Source organism: Pseudomonas saxonica, from assembly GCF_007858365.1.
GTDB lineage: Bacteria > Pseudomonadota > Gammaproteobacteria > Pseudomonadales > Pseudomonadaceae > Aquipseudomonas > Aquipseudomonas saxonica.
Genome location: NZ_VFIO01000001.1, coordinates 611,660 through 628,855, shown reverse-complemented (window position 1 = coordinate 628,855; position 17,196 = coordinate 611,660). Strand labels below are relative to the sequence as shown.

Genomic DNA, 17,196 nt, shown 5'->3' with positions numbered 1-17,196 from the left:
TTCTCACACTAAATCGTTGCGTTTAGCCAGTTCGATAAGATCTACCAGTGAATTGGCTCTTAGTTTTTGCATGAGCCGTTTTTTATAAGTGCTCACGGTTTTATTGCTGAGGAACATGCCGGTGGCTATTTCCTTGTTTGTTTTTCCTTGGGCAAATAGCTTCAGCACCATCAGTTCACGGTCGTTGACTTGTTTAAATAACTCAATCTCTGAAGATATGTCACCTTCATTTTTTTCAGGGCACAGTGCCTGGCTGGGGAAGTAATTGTACCCAGAAAATACAGCCTTGATGGCACTGACAAGTTCACTTAAGTCTTCTTGTTTACACACATAGCCCGCAGCGCCGGATTGCATGCAGCGCATGGCAAATAACGCGGGGGATTGCGCGGTCAGGACCAGCGTTTTCAGGGTCGAATTCATCGCACTGAAGCGTGCCAGCACTTCCAGGCCATCCAGTTTAGGGATGCTGATATCAAGAATGATCAGGTCAGGAACACATTCGCGGATCATTTGCATTGCATCTACGCCGTTGTCGGTTTCGCCGACTATTTCATAACCTTCATGCTCTAACAACATACGTATGGCTAATCGGATTACTGGGTGGTCGTCAACAATAAATACGGTGCTCATATTAATTTCCCATAAAGTACTGCATAGAAAGCGCGCACCTTAGCTCAGTTACACGAACGGGGGCACGAAACGAGTAGCCTACAAATGTAGTATGGGAATATTCCTACATTAAATAAGGCGCTAGCTCACACTTTGTATGAGGATGTAAGATTGTTTAATAATGTCCAGCGCGATTGTTAAACAAGATGAGTGCGGTGTTTGATTCTCTGGAGAATATTCCGTCGTATTGTTTATTTTTGGCTGGCAATGTTTAAGCGGGCTGTATGAATCCCTGTGGCTCAATGTAAGCCACAGGTTGTCAGGTTCGGTTACATGAGGGGTGCAGTTGCCCGCCCGGCTGTTAGAGGGCGGGTCTTGTCAGGTTGGGCTGGAGCGCCCGGTCATTTCTCTGGCCATTTGTGTGGCATAGCCGTCTGTCATGCCGGCAATAAAGTCGATAATTCGCATGAATGATCGATGCAGCGGCCATTGCGCGTCAGGGGCGTTGCTTCCCAGCAAGTCGAGGATGCGGCGATTTTTGAATGACGGTGTACGCCCCCCATGTTGCTCTAGAGCCGCCCCACAAAATGCATTCAATAAAATTTCCAGGGTGGTGTAGGCGCCGATTTCGTGAAGGGTTTTACGTTTGTCCTGGAATATCTTTACCCGTGCCATATTTTTGGCATCCAGCACGCAGCGCTGTGCTGCGCCATGCATATGCTCGACCAAATCTCCGGGTAAGGTTCCCGCCAGCAAAGCGTCCTGCTGCTCCACGAAAGCCAGGGCGGCCGCATTGGTGAGGTGTTCAATGGCTTTCCCGCGCAGAATCGCCAGCTTGCGGCGTTGCGAGTCTGAGGGCCCGAGCAGTCGATAGGTTTCAGGTAGATCATCGCCCACCAGCCCCAGCAACAAAGACTCCACTTCACGGTACTCAAGCAGGTCCATTTCCAGACCATCTTCAAGATCAATGAGGGCATAACAGATGTCGTCGGCAGCTTCCATGAGGTACACCAATGGATGCCGCGCCCAGCGCTCTTCTTCAATCTGTGGCAAGCCCAGTTTATGGGCAATGCTTTCGAGCAAGTGCAGTTCGCTTTGGTAACACCCGAACTTGTGCTTCTTGTACCCCAGCGAGTCCGCATGACGTGCGGTCCAGGGGTATTTGAGAAAAGTACCCAGGGTTGCATGGGTGAGGCGGGTGCCTCCGTCAAATTGGTGATATTCAAGCTGCGTAAGCACTCTAAAGCCTTGTGCATTCCCTTCAAAGCTCAAGAAATCATTGCGTTCGGCATCGCTCATGTCATCCAGCCAACCGCGATCTGCAGCCTGTTGGAACCAGTTGCGGATGGCATCTTCGCCGGAGTGACCAAAGGGCGGGTTACCGATGTCATGGGCCAGGCAAGCCGATTGCACCACCATGCCCAGATCTGCCGGGTCGCACCATTCGGGCAGGGCGTCACGGATCGTTTCACCCACGCGCATACCCAGGGAGCGTCCGACGCAACTGACTTCGAGAGAGTGAGTCAGGCGGGTATGGATATGGTCATTACTGTTGACAGGGTGGACTTGTGTTTTGCGCCCTAAACGACGGAAAGCACCCGAAAAAATGATTCGGTCATGGTCTTTATGAAAAGGACTGCGCCCGAGTTCTTCGGGGCTGTGATGGGGTTTTGCAAGGCGTTCGCGGTTAAGCAGGGTTTGCCAATCCAAGGCGCTGTGCTCCGTCAATGACTGATGACGCAGCTTATCCCTTCGCGGCTAAGTTATGTAGCCGCTGATGCGCACGGCCTCAGCGGCTACACAAAGGGCAGCATCAGGGTTTGCGTGTTGCCTGGATCACCATCTTGATCAATGGCAATAACCCTGTGGTCAAACCGATCAATCGGGATGTCCCGCTGCCGTTTTTACTTTTCGCGCCTCTACCGGTCAGAAAGCCGAGCAGGGTGACAATCCCTACGCCCCAAAGAGGCCCGTGTTTCAAGCCCAGATTGGCTTTGAAGTTGCTGGTCATGCCGCGCATTTTTTGCAGCGGCTCCAGTAACTGTTGCGATTCATGATGAATCTCCTGGCGGTGCATTTCCATACGCAGGCGGATCAACAACTTACGCATTTCCTGGCGCGATGCATTTTGTGGCATTTCGGGAAGGCTCATGGCATCAATCGCTCGCGGTCTTTGGCCAGCTCTTCGAGCGTGGCGTTGAAAGGAGAGGACTCATCGAACACCGCAGCCTTGAGACGCACCCCACAAAACACAGTGGCCAGTGCATAGAAAATGCACAGCGCAATAATCGCGGCCAATCGATGGTCATCCCAGAATACGATCAATACCAGCGTTGATAGCCCAACCAACAGAAGCAGAGCAAATACTAACGCCAATCCTGCAAACAACAGCAAGCTGACCGTTCGCGCTTTCTGTTCCTGCAGCTCAATGCCCAGCAACTCTACATGGCTGTGTAAAAGACCCAGAAACGCGGCACCCAGGCGCCGCGGTGAGGAACGGGGGGAGCCGGATTCTTCGTTTGTCATATCAGCGCCGGGTTGCCAGTAGACCAATCAAAAAGCCCACACCTGCAGCGATACCCACGGACTGCCATGGATTTGCCTGCACATAGTCTTCAGTGGCCACAACTGCTGCCTGGCCACGCTCTTGCAGGTTGTCTTTGGTTTCAGCCAGTGTTTCGCGGGCCTTGATCAGTCGGTCATTGAGCTGAGCGCGCAATTCTTCAGCTTGATCACCGGCCAGTGTCTTGGTGTGCTCCAGCAACCTTTCCGTGTCGATGACCAGCGCCTGAAAATCAGCAGCCAGTATTTGTTGAGCATTCTTTGCTGTTATGCGGGCCATGATGAACTCCGTGAGTGGCTTGATGATGGTTCGAGTGTAGGCATTAGCTGAAGGTTCATTGCAATTCTCCAAGCCATAGCGGTAGGAAAGCTCCGAAAATAGCGCTGAAGCAGACTTTTCTGGTTTGGCTTAGGGCAAAACCTTACCTTAGATTATTCATTTTCGGGGGTGAAAGCAGTTGTTTCACGCGACTCTGGTGTATCGAAGCAACCTTCCAGCAAGTGATAGCGGTCATGGCGGACTTGATTGACCCTGCGTTGCACCGATTTCTCTGGCAGCCCCAGCATGATCAATGCATGGGATGCGAGCATCAGGCTGGATTCCAGCAGTTCAGGCACGACTTCAGTTGCCCCGGCCCTTTTAAGCTCGGGGAGCAGGCTGTCATCGCGTGTTCTGACCAGAACGGGTACTTCCAGGGTGATTAAACGGGCTGTCTCCAAAACGCTCATGGCCACTTCGGTATTGTCTACCGCGATCACTAGCAAGCGTGCCCGATCAAGGCCGACAGCGCGCAGCAAATCAGCCCTGCGCGCATCGCCGTAATGAACGTTGTTATCACCTTTAGCTGCTTCCTGGATCTGGTCTGGATCATAATCCAAAGCAACAAATTCAAAATGTTCACTGCGTAAGAAACGCCCAATGGATTGACCGACCCGTCCGTAGCCGCACAGCACCACGTGCCCATGCAGTTCAGCGCTTTGAGCGGCAATCTCTTCCAGTTCTATTTCTTCATTGGGTTTGCGGTGCAGGCTGGCCGCAATTTTCGGCGCTGCACGCAACAGGAGCGGCGTCAGCAGCATCGAACAGAACGTGGCAGCCAACAGGTGCGCGGCAATGTCGGGAGGGATAAGGTTGCTCAACTGCATTTGTGCCATGAGCGCGAAACAGAACTCACCGCCCTGGGCCAGGGCCAAACCACTGCGCCATGCGGTTTCACCGTCGCGGCCATGCAGTTTAAGGATGATGGCGACCACGCTACCTTTGATCAGCATTAAGGCCAGGGTCAGGCCCAGAATCGTAAAGCCGTCGTGCAGGAACAATTGCAAGTCAATCAGCATGCCGATGCTGACGAAAAAAAGTCCCAGCAAGATATCGCGGAATGGTCGGATGTCCGCTTCAATCTGGTGCCGGTAGTGGCTTTCGCCCAGCAACATACCCGCCAGAAACGCCCCCAGTGCAGGCGATAAACCCAGCAGATGGGTGAGCCAGGCGGTCAACAGGACGATGACCAAGGCCAGCAGCACAAACAATTCGGCTGAACGGGACGCAGCCACTTCGTGGAAGAGGCGGGGCAGAATATAGCGGCTGGTCAACAGCAGACCGACAAATAGAATGACGGTTTTACCCAGGGTGATCGGCAAGGCCCAATACCAGGCCTGATCGCTGCTGCCTGCAAATACCGGCACCAGCGTGAGCAGCAGCACGGCGACTACGTCTTGAAACAGCAGCACGCCAATGGCGTTCTGGCCGTGCGTACTGAAGATTTCACCCAGGCTGGTAAGCTCTTTGCTGACGATGGCGGTAGACGATAGAGAGAGCCCCGCACCGAGCATGAAAGCGGTACTGGCGCTCATTCCGAATGCATACAACAAACTTCCCAAAACCGCGGTAGTGGCCAAGACTTGCAGAGTGCCTAGGCCAAACACCACGCGGCGTAACTTGAGCATCTTGGGCAGTGAAAACTCCAGCCCCAGAGTGAACAGCAAAAAGACCACCCCTAGCTCGGCCAGGTCAGGGAGATCAGCACTTTCATGGACCCAGTCCAGTGCGGTCGGGCCAATCATTAAACCGACACACAAGTACCCCAGCACGGGTGGCAATTTCAGGCGCCGAAACAACGCAATCACAACCAGTGAAGACGCCAGGATGATGAGTAAATTGGCAAACACGAAATCTTCCTTGTCAGTTCGAAAAAACAGCCGCGAGCATCCAGCACCCCAGACAGACCGACGCTGATGTGGATCAAGCGTAGTCGTCCCAAACACAGTCCGGTGAATGTATTAGTCCCGTCAGTGAAAATGACACCGGCGCATGCGGGTCGACGGGTTGGAGCAAGGCTCCTAAAATGAGCTTTTGCGGGAGTCAGTCATCATGTCATCCGAATGTCAGTTGCTCGGCACCGTGGGCTGCCATCTGTGCGAACTGGCCGAATTGCTATTGATGCCTTTGGTCGAACATGGACTTATGGTCGAGCTGGTGGATATTGCCGACAGCGAAGCCTTGTTTGAAACTTACGGATTGCGAATTCCAGTCCTGCGTCGAGCCGATACGGGAGAGGAGCTGGAGTGGCCGTTTGAGAGTGAGCAGGTAGTGAGTTTTCTTCTATAAAAGGTGCTGGAGCCGAAAGCGCATGGTCTTTCGGCCTGTACGTGTTGCGAATTCTTATGGCTCACGCTGTAGATGGTTGCCCAGAATTCTGACCCCTTCGACTAGATCATTGAGCTGGGCGACCACCCGTGTACCGGTGTCACTATCCTTTCCACCCATGGTTTTGTTGCGCATGAAGTCGCGTTTGATTTGTGCCCAGCGTACTTGCTCTTCATCACTCTGAATATTGCGCAGCTCAGACAGTTTGAGCAGATTCTCCTCTGCGTGGGTCGTCAATAACTGTGCTTCACCCTGGTAGTGGTCACTTATCAGTTGCAAGATTTCAGCGTCGTTCATCGCCGCGCTGATTTTCTCAGCCATTTTGTTCATGTTGCGATAGCTGCCTTGCAACTTGAATGCTGGCTCTGTGCGGTATGCGTCATCTTGGGCAGCACTGTCTATGTAGTGCTGGTTGACCTGTCCGACTACATCGCGCACCTGCATCAATCGTTGCAGGGTAGAAACTATTTCGTTGATTTCGGCGTTGCTGTAGGTGTGCTGCAACTCGTTCGCGGAAAAGGGGTTGCCTTGGGCTTTGGCAATAAAGCGATAGATATCCTGCATGTCACGGGTGGCCAGAGGCGCAAGTATAGGGTTGGAAGTAAGGCTGTTCTCTATGTAGCTGAGGTCGAAGATTTCTTTCAGATTGCTGAGGGTATCGCCCAGGTTATAAATATCAGCACGGTTGGCCAGCATATCGGGAACCTTGAACACTTCGCCCGACTCGGTGTAAGGGTTACCAGACATCACAACGCACATGCGCTTGCCGCGCAGGTCATAGGTTTTTGTTTTGCCCTTCCAGACGCCCTCTATACGGCGGGTGCCGTCGCACAGTGAGATGAATTTTTGCAAAAACTCAGGGTGTGTATGTTGAATATCATCGACGTACAGCATCACGTTGTTACCCATCTCAAGCGCCAGGTTGAGTTTTTCCAGCTCTTGGCGTGAGGTGGCATCCGGAGCCTGCGCCGGGTCTATGGAGCGCACCTGGTGACTGAGGGAAGGGCCGTTTATTCTCATGAAAATCAGCCCGAGACGATGCGCGACGTACTCCATCAGAGTGGTTTTTCCGTAACCGGGCGGGGATATCAGCATCAGCAAGCCCATCAGATCTGAGCGTTTATGCTCGCCTGCGGCGCCTATCTGTTTAGCCAGGTTGTCACCGATAAAGCTGAGGTAGACGTCACTGATCAATTTGTTGCGCACGAAAGAAGACAGGGGCCGAGGTTTGAACTCATTGAGGCGCATGGCGTCGCGTTCTTGAGTGATGACGACCTGACGCAACGTTTGGTAGCGGCGTACCCCCGCAACACAGTGTTCGTGGTGATGACGCAGACGTGAAAAAAAATCATCCAGCGCCAAAACCATGCGTCGCTCCTTAATGCGTGGGTGTTCACCCAGCAAGTTGTCGAGGGTACAACGCAGGTCTACTTCGCTTATTCGCTTGTTCAAACCCTTGGGTGCCAGCGCCAGGGAAACGGCTTCGGGCACATAAGCAGCCAGTTCTGCCCAGGCTTCCTCGCTGCAAACGCCCTGTAGCCAGTTCTCTACCAGCGCCCATTTTTCGCCAGGAAACAATTTCAGATCCACAAGTGTTTGCTGGAAATCTTCCAATCCTTGCACCGCAATTAGTCGAGCCTCGAGAGCACTGAGCAAATCGCGGGCGTACCGACTGAACGCAAACTCCACGGAGTCTGCTCCAAGCGTGTGCACTAAATACTCGGACGCCTCGCCAGCGTCTCCTGCGGATAGGGTGAGCCCTTTATGCTCACAGAAGTCTTTCATGTGCAGGGCGATATCGATTTGTAACCGTTGTAGCCCCGTTTGCAGACCAAACAATTTCTGTATGCGAAGGCTGTTTTGCGCTCGTGATGACCATGTGCCTAGGATGGAGGGAGTGTCTGTTGCATTTTGTAGCAGGCCCCAATAAAAACTGGCGAGCCCCCGTGCCCTGGGCGAGAAGCGCAAGAGTCCGGCGCTCTCACGCAGCGGCAGCAGCTTGATGAGGATTAGTGCTGCGTCATGGTCATGAATACCTTTTTCGTATCCATCCCGATAACGAGGGGCTGCGAAGTTACGTACGCATCTGGCCATTTTGTTCGGATCGGCCAGCCATTGCTTGAGAGTGTCGATGTTGTGGCCTTCAAGATTGGCGTCGGCTGCTGCCAGTACCTCAGCAGCCAGATATTCCGCGCGGTAGAGCTGATCGGATTCTGACTCGATGGAGGCCTGCCAGAAGGGCTGCAGGGTTTGTAATTCAGCGTGCACCAAGGGCTCGAGAAAATCAGTACCGGTCAGGTGCAGGTATAATTGATCGCCGCGTGGCATCAGGGTCAAGTCCAGTTCTTGAGCATTGACGCTGAAACGATGGCGAGGCCCCAGCCTGATGACTTTGCCACCTTGTTCAAACAGCTCACTCTTGTCGCGTAGAGACCGTACTGCCTGGTCTCGAGCCTCCTTGAGGCGAGCTTCGATGTCGTCTGCCTTTACGCTGTCATGCATCTCACGAAAGCGCTCGATCATGTCGTGCAGTTTTAGGATCAGTGGGTCGGCGGCAAAGAAAGCGTGTAGTTCATCCATATGTTGCAAGCGATCAGTTCGCCGACTCAGGCTTTCGAGTATCCGCAGTGCAGCGTCAAGCATGCGCTGTGCACGACGCTGTCGCTCATCCAGCAGGCTTTGCTTATGGGCTTCGAAGGTTTCGAGCAACGCTTCACGCTTGTTCAGAATGTCATCGAGAAACCGTTCATGATCGCCGAACTGGCTCTCCAGTTCTTCCAGTTGTATCAGCAGGCGCGACAGCTGTTCATCGCAGTGTTTCGGGTCCTTGGCTTGCGCGAGCGCTTGGGTAATGCCTTGATTGAATAGCTTGAACTGTGCACCGAACTGGGCGATCGCCTCCGTGAGGCCAAAGGTTTTACGGCGTTGTTCAGCGCTGGCCTTGGCCTGGTTGAGCAGGGCATAGACTTCGGTGATGGCTTCAACAATAAGCGTTTGCCGGGTCACATCGTCAATCTTTAACGAGGTCATGAGCCCGGAGAGCATGTCCAGATTACCCGCCATCTCTTGCAACAGCGCCAATGGTTCATTCAACTGGTGAACGGTTTCGCATTTCTGAATCCGGCCATTCAGGACCTCGAGATCCTGCACATAGGGTTGTAGCGCTGTTTCGCTGGCGAGAAAGGCTGAGGTGGCGGATGCCACGCTATCGCTGGAGGTCAGCAGTTCGGCTTCCATGGCATCAATACGGGCTACGTCGATGTACCGGTGGCTGCGAATGGTCAGCAAGCGGCCACGTTGTGCAGTGATGGCATTCAACGTGTCAACGAAATGCTGCACATTGCTCCGGCTCTCGGTGGCCAGCCTGCTGTGCAGTGATTGCTGTTGTGCTTCTGCGCTAGCCATAACCTGGCGGGATTGATGGTGGATACTTTGGACCTTCTCGAATTCATCAAGGATCCGTTCGCCAGTATCAGTTACTGCTCGCAGTAGAGGTGCCAGCTCTGCGCATTGGGGGTCCCCCAGCCAGTGGTACTTATCGAACAGGCTGCGCGTGCTTTGGCAGAGCTGTGTGTAGCGTGCATTTGAAACTTCGCGACTCTCCATTTCGCGGCAAAGGTTCATCAGATCAGAGACGCCTCGCACTAGCTCGGCATTGCCAATGCGGCCAAAGAAGCCGTGACGGGCTGGCTGGCTGGCGGCGAATTCATCGCTGCTGAAGGGGGTTTGCCAGATTTGCATCGCATGAATGCGTGTGGGTTCGTCACCCTCGGCCGAGAAAATCACCATGCGCCCGTCTTCAAGGCTCGCGTATCCATGGCCGAAAATCGGGTTTTGCAATTGGCGGTTGATCACGTTGTAAGTGAAAAGCGCCGAACGCCCTAGTTGCGGGTCATAGAAGATGTATTGCACATCTTCCCCATTGGGTGAGCGCACCGAGCGCTTAAAACGCATGCCGTCCATGGGCTGTTCGAATGCCTTGTGTACACCGCTTTGCAGGTAACAACCGCCGGGGAAGATTATGCCGTGGTCTTCGGGGAGCTGAACGCAGGCAAGGCCTATAGCATCAATGCGCATCACTTGCTGAGTCAGGCTGTTAAATACCAGATACCGCCATTTTTGCTCCCTGTAAGGGAGAATTTTGAGCAGGATCAAGCTGCCTAGGCGAGCGAACTCAATGTGGGCATCGTCCAGGGATTGAGTCGTGTCTTGCACCGGTTCGCTAAAAATACCGAAACCGTTTTCGGTATTGTTTTCAACCTTTAGGGTCAGGTCGCCATTGATGGTTTCGACAAACAAAGTGTCGAGAATATTAATGTGCGGATGACGTCCCTGCACAATCATCTCGCGCGTGGTTTTTATCCATTCGAAGTCAAATGGCGCGGGCAGGGCAATATCTCGTTCGCCCCGGTTATCGATATAGCGAATGTCACGGCCGTCAGCGGAGATTGACCAACGGAAAACCCGAATATCGGTGACACGCTCGCCGATCTGGAAGCTGGCTAAAAGTTTGCCGTCACGAATGGCCAACTGTAGGAGTCGGGCCTCCTTGTAGTAGGTGTAGAGCTCATTGAAGTCGTTGACGAAGCCAGACTCCATGAGAAAGCTATCTGCCAGGGAGGCGGGCTGGGCGTCGTAACTGTCAGTTTCTGACCGCAGATGGTGAAGCGAAAACACATCGCTGACGGTGGTTTCTCGCTTCAGGCCGATGAATACGTTGTAGCCGAACAGCAGGTAGCCGCCCACCTCCACAATGTCTCGTGCTATGCAGTTGTGCTCAGTACGGACTCTGACTCGACCTACCACCGCCATCTGACTGCTGCCAAACTCGCTCAGGCGTTGTTGGTTAAGTGAGTCGCTCAATTGGCGTAGACGAAGACATTGTTCATGCAGCCGCTTTTGCAGAACTTCATAAGCCCCGCCCTCTGCGACGGCATTATCAATGAGGTCTTGTCGGGGGATGACGGGAGCGTGCGACATGGCTGTAGTCCTGAGTATTCGATGTAGGAGGTAGCCTCCTTCGGCATGCAGCAAAAGCGCCGGTTTTCAGAGAGAAAACCGGTGAGTTAAACCTCAGTTATCGTTGTTGGCCGTAACCGCGGCGGGCTTTTTTTCGACGGCGTTCTGAGGAGTCAGCACTCGCGCTAGAAGATCCTGAATGACTGGGCTCTTGCCGACGACACCTTCGATGGCCTTGCCCACAGACAGGGACTTGGCAAAGGTATTGAAAAAGTCGCCATCGCCGCCAACGATATCGATTTTTGCCTTGGACATGGCAGCAGCCAAAACCTGTGCCTGGTCTTTGGCGATGTCTTTGTTGGCTGCAATAGTCGCCATGCTTTCCTCAAAGCTTTTTTCCAGCTGCATGCGAAACTCTTCGTGCTGCCGGGCATTCTCACCGAGTGCTTCGAGAGCGCTGAATTTTTTGCTCAGGCCTTCAGCTTCTGCGCTCAGGCGTTGCAGAAGGATATGTGCTTCAGCGATTCCCAGGTCTTGTGTTGCCTTGGCTTTGGCACTGCCAAGTTGTTCTTCACCGCGTGCCTGGGCACTGAGCATTTCTTCGAGAATCCGGGCTTCTATCAAACCACTTTTCTCTTTGGCGCTGGCTTGGGCTTGCTGAACACGTGCTTGGGCCAAGCCTTTCTCTTCTTCGCCTTTCGCTTCAGCCAGTAATCGCTCTGCATGCACACGCGCCTCGGCCAGGCCTTCCTTTTCCTTGGCCGCAACAGTCACCTCGAGCACTCTGGCATCTGCAAAGCCTGGGGCTGCTCGCTCTGCGGATAGACCTTCGGCGATTTTTTTCTTGGCTTCGGCCTGTTTACCAGCGGCCTCCAGTTCAGCCTGGGCCAAGTTGTTAATTTCGATGGCTTTGTGTCTTGAGCAGGTTTCATCGGTTTCAGCTTGCTTGACCCTGCGAACCAGCGACTCTTGCGCTTCAGCCTGGGCATGCAGTACCACCACTTGTTTGCCACGCTCCGCTTCAGACACTTCGCGCACCTCCTTAATGCGCTCTTCTTCCTGGGCCACGGTTTTCTCAACGGCGACCCTTTCGCGAATCACAGAGGCAATGTTTTTTCGTTCAACCTCAAGCGCTTTCTCCATATCGATACGCTGAAGCTCAACTTCACGCTCCCGTGCGACGATCTCCAGATCTTTGGCGCGGGTCACTTTTTCGACTTCTATGACCACAGCACGCTGACGGTTTTGCTGAGCCACTTCAACTTCGCGAAGATGGTTTTCAGCACGAATATCCAGCTCCTGCTGAGTCTGGATTCGAGCGCTTTCAGATTTTAGACGTTCCTCTTCCTGAACCTTGTCGGTCTCCGCTTCTTCGCGAGCGCGCAGGGTATCGATTTCGCGTGATTGTCTTGCTTCGGCGTCGGCTTGCTGGCGCTCCAGGGCCAGTGTGGCTTCGCGTGTTTCGACGTTCTTCTTTTTGATGGCGAGTTCTTCGTTACGCTCAAATTCGTTGGTGATGATGTTTTGCTGGGCCGTCAGCTCGGTAATTTTGCGTATGCCCTGTGCGTCCAGAATATTGCTAGGGTCGAGTGAGTTTTTAGGCGTTTGCTCCAGGTAATCAATGGCAACGTCCTCCAGCACGTAGCCGTTCAAGTCGTTGCCTATGACTTCAAGGATACGATCGCGGAAATTCTGTCTTTCTTCAAAAAGCTGTACGAAGTCGAACTGTTTACCGGCTGTTTTGAGCGCTTCGGAGAACTTTGCATTAAATAACTCGTTGACTGCCGTGCGGTCTGAGGCGCGTTCGGCCCCTATAGCTTTGGCGACTTTTAGGACATCGGCAGTGGTCTCGTTGACGCGCAGATAAAACGCGACAGTGATGTCGGCGCGCAGGTTGTCCCGGCAGATCAGACCGTCTTTACTGCGGCGGTCAATTTCAAGCGTTATTAACGAGATCTTCATGAACTCTTTTTTATAGATCACCGGATAAACCAGTGCGCCCGTAAAGTGCACTTTGGGTGTGGGCGACATGTCATTAACGATCAGTGCCGTGCCTTGCGCAACTTTGATATAGAAAGCTTTGAACAAAGCGAAGAAGCCGATAATCATCAGAACAAATAGCCCAATGCCTATCAGGAAAGGCATTAACATCGCAACGTTCATGTATTGTTATTCCTTGTTAAAGTACGGATTGGGTTTGCTGGATTACTGCTTTCAGTTGTTGTTTTGTGGCGTTGGCGGGCGGCGTTTACAGCCCCTTGAATGCCTGTTCGGATACCACCCGATAAGCATTTTGATTTTCCAAATATTCGATCAAGACAAGTAAGTCCCCACGTTTGAAGCCAAGGGCCTCATCAGCTCTTATATGCAGGATCAAGCCTGCACCGCCATCTTCCAGCGTGGCTTCACCGAAAGCGGCCGTTACCTTGGCAGTGCGCACTTTCACGCATTGGCCCAACAGTGACCTGTGGGTGGTAGGCCCCACCTTGCGAAAGAGTGGACGCAACGTGCGAATCAGCAATGCGATTACGGGAACCGAAATCAGCACGCTGGCACTCGCAACGAGAAGCCCAACCGGATAGCGCAGCAGACCTAATGGTAGAGCGCTCAACAGAACGAGTTCGGCGTAGTAGCTAACAAGCCAGGCGAAGAAAAACAGCAGGGTCAAGATCAGGGTTAAAGGAATGCCATTAAGCCCCCACTTATTAAACAACCCAGCCAAGCCTTCGGGTGGCCCGACTTCGGCTTCAAAGGCTGAGTTCACATCAATATCCAGTAGATCAACTTCAAGTACTCCCATTGCCACACTGAGCCAGTAAACGATTGCCAGGCACAGCAAAAAGCTGAACAGCACAACGGGAAATGACAGAGCTGTTTGCAGAAAAAGTGACATGTATGCATCCAGGTCAAGCACTGAAAAATGGGAGGGTTGACCGCTGATTACGCCTCGGGATGGGGTCGTGCTCGTAGTCGGGTTAACACACTAGCGGCGCTGGGTTTGCTAGGCACGATACCGGCCGCCATAAGTTTGTTTTCAAGGGCTGCGTCGGGATTGCTCAATTCAGCCAGTTGGTCTGTAGCTTCGATTTTGGCACCCAGCTCAGCTTGTTTAAGCTTTATCCGGTCCAATGACTGCGCCGCGACTTGCAGGCTGGCTTCAGGGGCTCCACAGCTTTGAGTAACGGCCAATTGAGCCGTCTGCACGCTTTCAGTGGTTTTTACGCTATCCATTTGCTGTTTGAGGGTCTGTAAGCGGTCTTGAGCCATGGTGATGGCCTTGCGAAGCTGGGCAGCGCTGCTGCCAAGGCTGACTGTTTGTGCCTGGGTTTCAGGCATCCGTATTTCAAGGGACGCAATCTTCTCAGCCAGCTCTGTTGCCAGCGTTTCATCACCGGATGCCAAGGCTTTGAGCGTGTAGTGTTCAAGCTCCTCAATTTTGGCGGTGCTGTTTTTTTCCCGCTCAGTGGCGAGCATGTGTTTGGCCATGATTTGAGCCAATGCTTCTTTTGACTTGTGCAGTTGAGTGTCGGCATCTCGAATTTCTTGTTCTAGAATGCGCAGCGCCTGACCATCCACGAGTGCCTCGCCTACTTCGTTAGCGCCGCCACGCAGCGCCGTCAGTAATTTGCTCCAGACGTTCATCATGAGTTTCCTTTCAATGGGAGGCACCCGAATGTCATTGCATGATTAACGGGTGATCAGGGGGTGACGGCTTGTTTCGACACAAGCGCCTGCAAACGGGTCGCAATACGAGCTTTCAGTTAATGAATTCTTGGCGGTGGATATAATCGTTCCTACACATAACTTGTATGTAGGCTCGTTCTTTAAAGCTTGTCGTCTAGGTACTTATCGGTTCTATTTATTAATCGCTAGGCGCGGCTCAGCACGCTGCGCGATAATCCCTCGCTCGCCTTAACCGCCTTGAGTTGTCTATGTTGAACCCGCCTTTCAACCCCGCCGAGCATCAAGCCAGCACCTTGTACCTGCCACCCGGAACATGGCCGACGGTGCTCGACTGTTTGTGCGCGCACTTTCGTGCCATCAGCCGTGAACAGTGGCTTGACCGTATTGCCCGTGGTCGGGTGCTTGATGCCAGCGGTGCACCGATAAGCCCGTTCCTGGCATATAAGGAAGGCCTGCGCATTCACTACTTTCGTGAAGTGCCTAACGAAACGCCCATTCCGGTTCAGGAAGCAATTTTGTATGCCGATGAACATCTGGTGGTGGCTGACAAACCGCACTTCTTGCCCGTGACCCCAGCCGGTGAATACGTTGAGCAGACGTTGTTGCGCCGTTTGATCCGCACGCTGGATAACCCGCATCTGGTGCCGCTGCACCGCATCGATCGGCATACCGCCGGGCTGGTGTTGTTTTCCGCTAACCCGGACAGTCGTTCGGCGTATCAGTCGTTATTTCCTACGCGAAAGATTGAGAAGCGCTACGAGGCAATTGCCAGGGCATTACCGGATCTTGAACTGCCGCGGGTGCATAAAAGTCGACTGGTTGAGGGTGAGCCTTTTTTCCGCATGCGTGAAGGCGAGGGCGTCAGTAATACTGAGACGCTAGTGGATGTGTGTGAGAAAAACGGCGATTTGTGGCGTTATGCGCTCTACCCGGTGACCGGCAAAAAGCATCAGTTGCGTGTACATATGGCGGCGTTGGGCGCAGGGATATGCAACGATCCGTTCTACCCCGAGGTACTCAATGACGCTCTGGATGACTATGCCAACCCGCTAAAGCTGCTGGCGCAGAGTCTACGCTTTGCCGATCCGCTGACAGGGCAAGAGCGCTGCTTTGAAAGCCGTATTCATCTGGATTGGTAGATGGCAGGCCTTAAGCAATACAACCCGCGCAAGGCGGGTTGTATTGAGGGGTCTGAAACTTACAGCTCTTTAACGGTACGAATCTGGTCTTTGTTGATGCGGGTTTCTTTACCGTCCAATTGTTTGAACTGGTAGAAGCCGGAATCCTCATCGAACTTAGGTGTATCCACCGCCTGGATTTCACGACCGTCGTTGAGCGTGATCACGGTTGGCGAAGCGCAGCCAGCAAGGGCGGCCAGACCAGCAGCGAGCATAAGGGCGGCGAGCGAACGATGAGTCATGGTGTATCTCCAACGAATGAAAGTGCTTTAAAGATTATCTGTCCTTGAGACGTATACATCGCCTGCAAGTTCCTTGGCTAGTGTGACAAGTTCTGGGTGCGCTGTTAACCGAGCAAGTCCGGTGTATTGAAATTGGTCAGTCGAGGGTCATTGTCTGCGCATTGCAAGGCTCGGGCATTGAGCTGGAGCATGATTTTACGCGGGCTGCGCTCTCCTGCCCGCCAGGCCTGTTCAAAATCTGCTGCCAGCGCCTTGGGAATGACGCAGAACAACGGCTCCCAGTGTTCACCATGACGCACCATTGCCGGTTGTTCTGGGTGCTCAAGAGCCACTTGCAGCAAGGCACGCAACAGCGAGGCGTCTACATGAGGGACATCGCAGGGCAATACCAGCAAGTGCGAATGCCGAGCTGCAGCCAAGCCGGCCCGGATGCCTGCCAGCGGCCCGTCAAAGTCCTGATTGCCATCAATGACCAACTGGTCGGCATAGCCTGCGTATTGTTCATGATTGCGATTGCACGAAATGATCAAGTCATCGGTCAATGGTCGGGCCGCACGTTGGGCATAAGCAATCAGTGGCTGCCCTCGCCATAGCACCAACCCTTTGTCCTGCCCGCCCATGCGCTGGCCGCGACCACCTGCCAGCAGCAATATGGAACATTCAAACTGACTCATGGGAGGCCTCCGCGCATCCAGGCAAAATTAGCGCTGTGATATAACACTGGGCTGTTTCTCCTACAACTGGACCTCGTCTATGAAAGCCAAGGTTGATACACCTTTCGTACCTTTAAATATTGCAGTTCTTACCGTCAGTGACACTCGTACTCTTGAAACCGACACCTCGGGTCAGGTGTTTGTTGATCGGCTGAGTGAGGCGGGGCATCGCTTGTCTGCGCGAGTATTGCTCAAGGATGATCTCTACAAAATCCGTGCTCAAGTCGCGACCTGGATTGCCGACGATGAAGTCCAAGTGGTGTTGATTACCGGTGGTACCGGCTTTACGGCCCGTGACAGCACACCGGAGGCCGTGAGCTGCCTGTTGGACAAACTAGTCGACGGCTTTGGTGAACTGTTCCGCCAGATCTCGGTGGCCGATATTGGCACCTCGACCGTACAGTCGCGGGCATTGGCCGGCTTGGCTAACGGGACGCTGGTGTGTTGCCTGCCGGGCTCCACCAATGCTGTACGCACAGGCTGGGACGGCATTTTGGCTGAACAACTGGATTCGCGTCACCGGCCCTGCAATTTTGTCGCGCATTTGAAGCAGGCACCGGCTTGCGAAAGCCGTGGGTAAGCCGGGCCATACTGGCCCCCTG

15 protein-coding genes are annotated in these 17,196 nt (G+C 53.4%); 3 read left to right on the top strand and 12 right to left on the bottom strand.

The genetic code is table 11. The annotated features are described in order from the left end of the window. Positions 1-3: 3 nt before the first annotated feature. The 6 genes from FJD38_RS02905 to FJD38_RS02880 all read right to left on the bottom strand — a co-directional run bounded on the left by FJD38_RS02905 (position 4) and on the right by FJD38_RS02880 (position 5,340). Positions 4-630 carry a response regulator transcription factor gene (locus FJD38_RS02905; protein ID WP_122784019.1) on the bottom strand — a complete coding sequence of 209 codons (627 nt, stop codon included), beginning with the start codon at positions 628-630 and terminating at the stop codon, positions 4-6. 357 nt (positions 631-987) lie between these two features. Further along, positions 988-2,319: a deoxyguanosinetriphosphate triphosphohydrolase gene (locus FJD38_RS02900; protein WP_146383865.1), complete on the bottom strand. Its 1,332-nt coding sequence runs from the start codon at positions 2,317-2,319 to the stop codon at positions 988-990. A gap of 103 nt (positions 2,320-2,422) precedes the next feature. Beyond that, the gene (locus FJD38_RS02895; RefSeq protein WP_122784021.1) at positions 2,423-2,761 is read right to left on the bottom strand and encodes a hypothetical protein; all 339 of its coding nucleotides are present in this window, start codon (positions 2,759-2,761) and stop codon (positions 2,423-2,425) included. After that, complete coding sequence (locus tag FJD38_RS02890; RefSeq protein ID WP_122784022.1) at positions 2,758-3,135, bottom strand: phage holin family protein; 378 nt, start codon at positions 3,133-3,135, stop codon at positions 2,758-2,760. Before FJD38_RS02890 ends, FJD38_RS02895 begins: the two co-directional genes overlap by 4 nt. A 1-nt stretch (position 3,136) precedes the next feature. Beyond that, the gene (locus FJD38_RS02885; protein WP_122784023.1) at positions 3,137-3,451 is read right to left on the bottom strand and encodes an ElaB/YgaM/YqjD family protein; all 315 of its coding nucleotides are present in this window, start codon (positions 3,449-3,451) and stop codon (positions 3,137-3,139) included. Positions 3,452-3,603: 152 nt separating this feature from the next. Then, positions 3,604-5,340 (bottom strand): cation:proton antiporter, encoded by a 1,737-nt coding sequence (locus FJD38_RS02880; RefSeq protein ID WP_122784024.1) that lies wholly within the window; start codon positions 5,338-5,340, stop codon positions 3,604-3,606. A 202-nt stretch (positions 5,341-5,542) separates the two neighbouring features. Between FJD38_RS02880 and FJD38_RS02875 the strand changes: the two genes are divergently transcribed. Next, positions 5,543-5,779 (top strand): glutaredoxin family protein, encoded by a 237-nt coding sequence (locus tag FJD38_RS02875; RefSeq protein WP_122784025.1) that lies wholly within the window; start codon positions 5,543-5,545, stop codon positions 5,777-5,779. A 54-nt stretch (positions 5,780-5,833) separates the two neighbouring features. Here FJD38_RS02875 and FJD38_RS02870 read toward each other — a convergent pair whose 3' ends face one another. The 4 genes from FJD38_RS02870 to FJD38_RS02855 form a co-directional block, all read right to left on the bottom strand. Further along, positions 5,834-10,798, bottom strand: a complete 4,965-nt coding sequence (locus tag FJD38_RS02870) for a DNA repair ATPase (protein WP_146383864.1) — start codon at positions 10,796-10,798, stop codon at positions 5,834-5,836. 93 nt (positions 10,799-10,891) lie between these two features. After that, positions 10,892-12,940: a flotillin family protein gene (locus tag FJD38_RS02865; RefSeq protein WP_146383863.1), complete on the bottom strand. Its 2,049-nt coding sequence runs from the start codon at positions 12,938-12,940 to the stop codon at positions 10,892-10,894. 85 nt (positions 12,941-13,025) lie between these two features. Further along, positions 13,026-13,670, bottom strand: coding sequence for a hypothetical protein (locus FJD38_RS02860; protein ID WP_146383862.1), 645 nt, complete (start codon positions 13,668-13,670; stop codon positions 13,026-13,028). A gap of 47 nt (positions 13,671-13,717) precedes the next feature. Beyond that, a complete protein-coding gene (locus FJD38_RS02855) occupies positions 13,718-14,419 on the bottom strand; it encodes a PspA/IM30 family protein (RefSeq protein WP_146383861.1) in 702 nt (233 codons plus the stop codon). 290 nt (positions 14,420-14,709) lie between these two features. Here FJD38_RS02855 and FJD38_RS02850 point away from each other — a divergent pair, with 290 nt between their 5' ends. Beyond that, on the top strand, positions 14,710-15,600 hold the full coding sequence (locus FJD38_RS02850; protein WP_122784030.1) for a pseudouridine synthase: 891 nt from the start codon (positions 14,710-14,712) through the stop codon (positions 15,598-15,600). Between the two features lie 59 nt (positions 15,601-15,659). On the opposite strand, the gene FJD38_RS02845 is transcribed toward FJD38_RS02850, so the two are convergent. Both FJD38_RS02845 and mobA read right to left on the bottom strand, forming a co-directional pair. Next, the gene (locus FJD38_RS02845) at positions 15,660-15,881 is read right to left on the bottom strand and encodes a YgdI/YgdR family lipoprotein (RefSeq protein ID WP_122784031.1); all 222 of its coding nucleotides are present in this window, start codon (positions 15,879-15,881) and stop codon (positions 15,660-15,662) included. A 104-nt stretch (positions 15,882-15,985) separates the two neighbouring features. Further along, positions 15,986-16,555 carry a molybdenum cofactor guanylyltransferase MobA gene (gene mobA / locus FJD38_RS02840; RefSeq protein WP_146383860.1) on the bottom strand — a complete coding sequence of 190 codons (570 nt, stop codon included), beginning with the start codon at positions 16,553-16,555 and terminating at the stop codon, positions 15,986-15,988. A 79-nt stretch (positions 16,556-16,634) separates the two neighbouring features. On the opposite strand from mobA, the gene moaB reads away from it, so the two are divergent. Continuing rightward, positions 16,635-17,174, top strand: a complete 540-nt coding sequence (gene moaB, locus FJD38_RS02835) for a molybdenum cofactor biosynthesis protein B (RefSeq protein WP_146383859.1) — start codon at positions 16,635-16,637, stop codon at positions 17,172-17,174. Positions 17,175-17,196: the final 22 nt, after the last annotated feature.

What these genes read in the sequence shown, in the direction of transcription:
- FJD38_RS02905 (WP_122784019.1), bottom strand. Translation starts at nt 630, where the DNA reads ATGAGCACCGTATTTATTGTTGACGACCACCCAGTAATCCGATTAGCC.
- FJD38_RS02860 (WP_146383862.1), bottom strand. Translation starts at nt 13,670, where the DNA reads ATGTCACTTTTTCTGCAAACAGCTCTGTCATTTCCCGTTGTGCTGTTC.
- FJD38_RS02850 (WP_122784030.1), top strand. Translation starts at nt 14,710, where the DNA reads ATGTTGAACCCGCCTTTCAACCCCGCCGAGCATCAAGCCAGCACCTTG.
- FJD38_RS02890 (WP_122784022.1), bottom strand. Translation starts at nt 3,135, where the DNA reads ATGACAAACGAAGAATCCGGCTCCCCCCGTTCCTCACCGCGGCGCCTG.
- FJD38_RS02885 (WP_122784023.1), bottom strand. Translation starts at nt 3,451, where the DNA reads ATGGCCCGCATAACAGCAAAGAATGCTCAACAAATACTGGCTGCTGAT.
- FJD38_RS02855 (WP_146383861.1), bottom strand. Translation starts at nt 14,419, where the DNA reads ATGAACGTCTGGAGCAAATTACTGACGGCGCTGCGTGGCGGCGCTAAC.
- FJD38_RS02875 (WP_122784025.1), top strand. Translation starts at nt 5,543, where the DNA reads ATGTCATCCGAATGTCAGTTGCTCGGCACCGTGGGCTGCCATCTGTGC.
- FJD38_RS02845 (WP_122784031.1), bottom strand. Translation starts at nt 15,881, where the DNA reads ATGACTCATCGTTCGCTCGCCGCCCTTATGCTCGCTGCTGGTCTGGCC.
- FJD38_RS02895 (WP_122784021.1), bottom strand. Translation starts at nt 2,761, where the DNA reads ATGAGCCTTCCCGAAATGCCACAAAATGCATCGCGCCAGGAAATGCGT.
- FJD38_RS02865 (WP_146383863.1), bottom strand. Translation starts at nt 12,940, where the DNA reads ATGAACGTTGCGATGTTAATGCCTTTCCTGATAGGCATTGGGCTATTT.
- FJD38_RS02870 (WP_146383864.1), bottom strand. Translation starts at nt 10,798, where the DNA reads ATGTCGCACGCTCCCGTCATCCCCCGACAAGACCTCATTGATAATGCC.
- moaB (WP_146383859.1), top strand. Translation starts at nt 16,635, where the DNA reads ATGAAAGCCAAGGTTGATACACCTTTCGTACCTTTAAATATTGCAGTT.
- mobA (WP_146383860.1), bottom strand. Translation starts at nt 16,555, where the DNA reads ATGAGTCAGTTTGAATGTTCCATATTGCTGCTGGCAGGTGGTCGCGGC.